This window comes from Rugamonas sp., from assembly GCF_025354735.1.
Classification (GTDB): domain Bacteria; phylum Pseudomonadota; class Gammaproteobacteria; order Burkholderiales; family Burkholderiaceae_D; genus Rugamonas.
Map to the genome: position 1 here is coordinate 1 of NZ_JANXMI010000176.1, position 4,270 is coordinate 4,270.

Sequence of the window (4,270 nt, forward strand, 5' to 3'; positions counted from 1 at the left end):
GGCGGCGGTGGCGGCGCGGTTCGACGGCACTTTTTGCGGCGTCGAAGGCGACGCCGCCGCGCTGGCGGTGCTGATGCCGGCGCTGCGGGCGATAGGCGCGCGCCCGGTCGCCATCGACTCGGCGGCCAAGACCGTGTACCACGCGGCCGCCGTCTTCGCCAGCAACTACCTGGTGACGGTGCTCGACGCCGCCTTGCGCGCCTACCAGGCGGCCGGCATCCCCGAAGCGCTGGCGCGCGAAATGGCGCAGCCCTTGGCCAGCGAGGCGATGGCCAACGTGTTCCGGCTCGGCGCCGCCACGGCCCTGAGCGGCCCGGTCGCGCGCGGCGACATGGCGACCGTGGCGCGCCAGCAGCAGGCCGTGGACCAGTGGGATGGCGCGACCGGCGCGTTGTACCGGGCCCTGGTGGCGCCGACGGCCGCGCTGGCGGCGCGCAAGCGGCCGTGACGGCCGGCGGCCGCGCCGTTTTATTGGTACGGATACGCAAATAAATAGTGGGAATTGTCGACAAACGCCGCGATTAGCAATAAGCTTGTTCGTTGGAATGTTTTCTCAAGAATACTCAGAAAAACAACGCGAGCATTGCTGGGTTGCCAGCCCAAGTAGAGAGGTGAACCATGTTATTTCTGAAAAGTACAACCGTTACCAAGGCACCCGGTATCTATGAAGTCGACATTGCCGCCAAGCCGCCGGGCAAGACCTACGGCGTGTTCCTGGCCACCGACCCCGACCACCAGCCGACCGATGTGCTGGCCGCGCTGGCCGCGCTCGGCTTCAGCAACACCTACAGCTCCGGCTACACCCACAAGGACCGGGGCAAGGTGCTGGACCTGCATTTCCAGAAGGACGGCACCGACCTGTTCAAGGGCTGGAAAACCGAGGAATGCGAAACCAACCTGGCCGCCATCCACAGCCTGTTCAGCGGCATCGGCGTGACGATCACGCCGCGCGTGATGACGCTGGCCGAAGCCTACGCCTGAGCCCCAGCGGAGCTCAAGCCTCGACGGCGATGTGATACAGGGCCCAGGGGCAGCTGCCGTAGCGCTGCGCCAGCGGCCTGGCCGCCATCTCCGGCACCCGGTCGGCGTCGTACATCGCCCATAGCGGTCCCAGTCCGCCCAGCGCCATGGCCGCGCCGTCGATATGCGTGGCGACGATGTAGCGCTGCGCCCGCGCCTGCGCCACCGTGACCGTGGCCGCATAGCCGTCGACCGCCCGCAGCACCAGCCTGACGTCGTCGCCCAGCGGCGCGCCGGCCGCCCTCACCACATCGAGCAGCGCCGGACCGCGCAGCGTATGCGCCTTGCCGTCGTATTCCAGCGTCGGCTTGATGGTTTGCGCCGGCAGCGCCAGCAGCGCGGCGAAATCGAAGGCGTGCGCCTTGTCGAAGCTGAGCTTTTGCTTGTGCATCATCTGGTCCAGCACGGGATCGAAGGGGCCGCGGTTGGGCTTGCCGATCGCGCCGCTGACGGTCAGCAGCGCCGGGCCGGCGACGCCGTTCGGCGCGGCGTGCGCCGTCGCCGGCAGCGGCAGAGCGGCGCCGGCCAGCGCGGCGGCCCTCAGGAACTGGCGTTTTTGCATGGGGTGCTCCGTGTGTGGGTGTCGGGTGGATGGCATATGATACTGCGCATGGACTTATTTGTTGCAAACACGGAATTAACCGCCATCCCCATCGAGGATGGCCGCCTGGCTTTCCTGGAACAGCTGGCGCTGCCGTGGTCGAACGCCGCCATCCTCGCCCGCCTGATCGCCGACACCGCCTGGCGCGCCGACAGCATCACGCTGTACGGCCGGCGCCACGCTCAGCCGCGCCTGACGGCCTGGCACGGCGAGGCGCGCTACCGCTATTCCGGCATGACGCTGGAACCGCTGCCGTTCACGGCGTTGCAACTGGATATCAAGCGCGCCGTCGAGCTGGCCACGGGGCGGCGCTACAACAGCGTGCTGCTCAACTACTACCGCGACGAACGCGACAGCATGGGTTTCCACGCCGACGATGAAAAGGAGCTGGGGCCGGAGCCGGCCATCGCCTCCGTCAGCTTCGGCGCCACCCGCACCTTCATCCTCAAGCACCGGCGCCTGCCGAAGACGGTCAAGCTGGCGCTGGGCGACGGCAGCCTGCTGCTGATGGCCGGCGCCCTGCAAAGCCACTGGCGCCACGGCATCAACAAGGAAAGCACGCCGCGCGGCCCGCGCGTCAACCTGACCTTCCGCCACATCGATTGAAGCGGCGGCCGGCGCGCCGCCCGCCCCTCCGGATGGCCCATCCTCTTATAAATTGTTGTCAAGTTCGCTCTTTCGGCGGTATTGCCGTGCTTGTTATTTGTGAAATAGTGCACTTACATCTAGACACACTTTTTACCAAATCCGGTGCGACGTCAATCGGGGCGGGTGCTATCTTGGCTCCATCGCATTTCAACGAACTGCGATCCCAGGCAAGTCCTTAAACTTTTTGCTGAAAGATCTAGACCATGAAAAAAATTCTGTTCGCCATGATTGCTAGCGCTACCGCATTGACCGGTATCTCCTCCGCCCACGCCGCCGACGCCGGCACCGCCTACGTCGGCGCCGGCGTCGTCGGCAGCCATTACGACATCAAAGTCCCCGGCGCCGTCAGCGGCGACGACGACAACGGCAACAAGGCCACCGGCAAGGTCTTCGCCGGCTACAACATCGACAAGACCTGGGCCGTCGAGGGCGGTTACACCGACTTCGGCAGCAAAGGCTACAACTACAGCAACGGCGCCACCGGCGCGCCCGGCAGCATCCACACCGACGCCCACTCGCTGTATGTGGCCGGCAAGGGCACGCTGCCGATCAACGACCAGTTCGCCGTGTTCGGCAAGCTGGGCGCGGCGCGCAACCACAACAGCGTCGACGCCGTCGGCGATGCGGCCGGCCTCGGCGGCAGCGGCAGCAAGACCGCCCTGTACGCCTCGGTGGGCGGCGAGTACGCGCTCAACAAGAACGTCTCGCTGTCGCTGGAATATGAAAACTACGGCAAGACCGACATCGACCTGGGCCGCAAAACCGGCGCAGTCACGGCCGGCGTGCGCTACAACTTCTAAGCCTCCATCATCGGGGCCGGCCGCGACTTACGAAGTCCTTGCGACCGCCCCGGCCCATAAAAAAAGCACGGTAGCGTTACCGTGCTTTTTGCTTTTTACAAGGCGGAAACCTTACACCGTCAGCGGCTTGTAGCGGATGCGTTTCGGCTTGGCGCCTTCTTCGCCGAGGCGCTTCTTCTTGTCGGCTTCGTATTCCTGATAGTTACCGTCGAAGAAGGTCACTTGCGAATTGCCCTCGAAGGCCAGGATGTGGGTGGCGATGCGGTCCAGGAACCAGCGATCGTGCGAGATCACCATCACGGAACCGGCGAACTCGAGCAGCGCGTCTTCCAGCGCGCGCAGGGTTTCCACGTCCAGATCGTTCGACGGTTCATCGAGCAGCAACACGTTGCCGCCCTTGAGCAGGGTCTTGGCCAGGTGCAGACGGCCGCGTTCGCCGCCCGACAGGTTGCCGACGATCTTTTGCTGGTCGGAACCCTTGAAGTTGAAACGGCCCAGGTAGGCGCGCGACGGCATGTCGAAGCGGCCCACGTTGAGCATGTCGGCGCCGCCGGAGACGTCCTCGAACACGGTCTTGGCGTCGCTCAGCGAATCGCGGCTCTGGTCGACCAGCGAGATGCGGGCGGTCTGGCCGATGACGACTTCGCCGCTGTCGGGCTGGTCCATGCCGGCGATCATCTTGAACAGCGTCGACTTGCCGGCGCCGTTGGGGCCGATGATGCCGACGATGGCGCCGGCCGGCACCGTGAACGACAGGTCGTCGATCAGCAAACGGTCGCCGAAGGCCTTGGACACGTTCTTGAACTCGATCACTTCATTGCCCAGGCGCTCGGCCACGGGGATGAAAATCTCCTGGGTTTCGTTGCGCTTCTGGTATTCGTACTCGCTCAGTTCGTTGAACCGGGCCAGGCGGGCCTTGGACTTGGCCTGGCGCGCCTTCGGATTCTGGCGCGACCATTCCAGTTCCTTGGCCAGCGCTTTCTGGCGCGCCGACTCGCTCGACTCTTCCTGCTTCAAGCGGGTCGATTTCTGCTCCAGCCACGACGAGTAATTGCCCTTCCACGGAATGCCGTAGCCGCGATCCAGTTCCAGGATCCACTCCGCGGCGTTGTCGAGAAAATAGCGATCGTGGGTCACCGCAATCACGGTTCCCGGAAATTTCTGCAGAAACTGCTCCAGCCAGTCCACGCTTTCCGCGTCC

At 64.9% G+C, this 4,270-nt stretch carries 6 protein-coding genes; 4 read left to right on the top strand and 2 right to left on the bottom strand.

The genetic code is table 11. The annotated features are described in order from the left end of the window. A partial coding sequence (locus Q0S71_RS14240; RefSeq protein WP_295996749.1) for a DUF2520 domain-containing protein occupies positions 1-448 on the top strand: 448 nt, incomplete at its 5' end. A 170-nt stretch (positions 449-618) separates the two neighbouring features. After that, positions 619-981 carry a hypothetical protein gene (locus Q0S71_RS14245; RefSeq protein ID WP_295996751.1) on the top strand — a complete coding sequence of 121 codons (363 nt, stop codon included), beginning with the start codon at positions 619-621 and terminating at the stop codon, positions 979-981. A 13-nt stretch (positions 982-994) separates the two neighbouring features. On the opposite strand, the gene Q0S71_RS14250 is transcribed toward Q0S71_RS14245, so the two are convergent. Further along, positions 995-1,582: a molybdopterin-dependent oxidoreductase gene (locus Q0S71_RS14250; RefSeq protein ID WP_295996753.1), complete on the bottom strand. Its 588-nt coding sequence runs from the start codon at positions 1,580-1,582 to the stop codon at positions 995-997. Between the two features lie 48 nt (positions 1,583-1,630). Here Q0S71_RS14250 and Q0S71_RS14255 point away from each other — a divergent pair, with 48 nt between their 5' ends. Together Q0S71_RS14255 and Q0S71_RS14260 are read left to right on the top strand one after the other, a co-directional pair. Next, the gene (locus Q0S71_RS14255; RefSeq protein ID WP_295996757.1) at positions 1,631-2,227 is read left to right on the top strand and encodes an alpha-ketoglutarate-dependent dioxygenase AlkB; all 597 of its coding nucleotides are present in this window, start codon (positions 1,631-1,633) and stop codon (positions 2,225-2,227) included. Positions 2,228-2,472: 245 nt separating this feature from the next. Beyond that, entirely contained in the window at positions 2,473-3,069 is a 597-nt protein-coding gene (locus tag Q0S71_RS14260; RefSeq protein ID WP_295996758.1) for an outer membrane beta-barrel protein, read from the top strand. Positions 3,070-3,180: 111 nt separating this feature from the next. Here the strand turns inward: Q0S71_RS14260 and ettA are convergent. Continuing rightward, positions 3,181-4,270: energy-dependent translational throttle protein EttA (gene ettA / locus Q0S71_RS14265; protein ID WP_295996761.1), on the bottom strand; the 1,090-nt coding region annotated here is incomplete at its 5' end.

Bases quoted from the DNA above. Each gene is read 5' to 3' on its own strand.
- Q0S71_RS14245 (WP_295996751.1), top strand. From the start codon at position 619: ATGTTATTTCTGAAAAGTACAACCGTTACCAAGGCACCCGGTATCTAT.
- Q0S71_RS14250 (WP_295996753.1), bottom strand. From the start codon at position 1,582: ATGCAAAAACGCCAGTTCCTGAGGGCCGCCGCGCTGGCCGGCGCCGCT.
- Q0S71_RS14260 (WP_295996758.1), top strand. From the start codon at position 2,473: ATGAAAAAAATTCTGTTCGCCATGATTGCTAGCGCTACCGCATTGACC.
- Q0S71_RS14255 (WP_295996757.1), top strand. From the start codon at position 1,631: ATGGACTTATTTGTTGCAAACACGGAATTAACCGCCATCCCCATCGAG.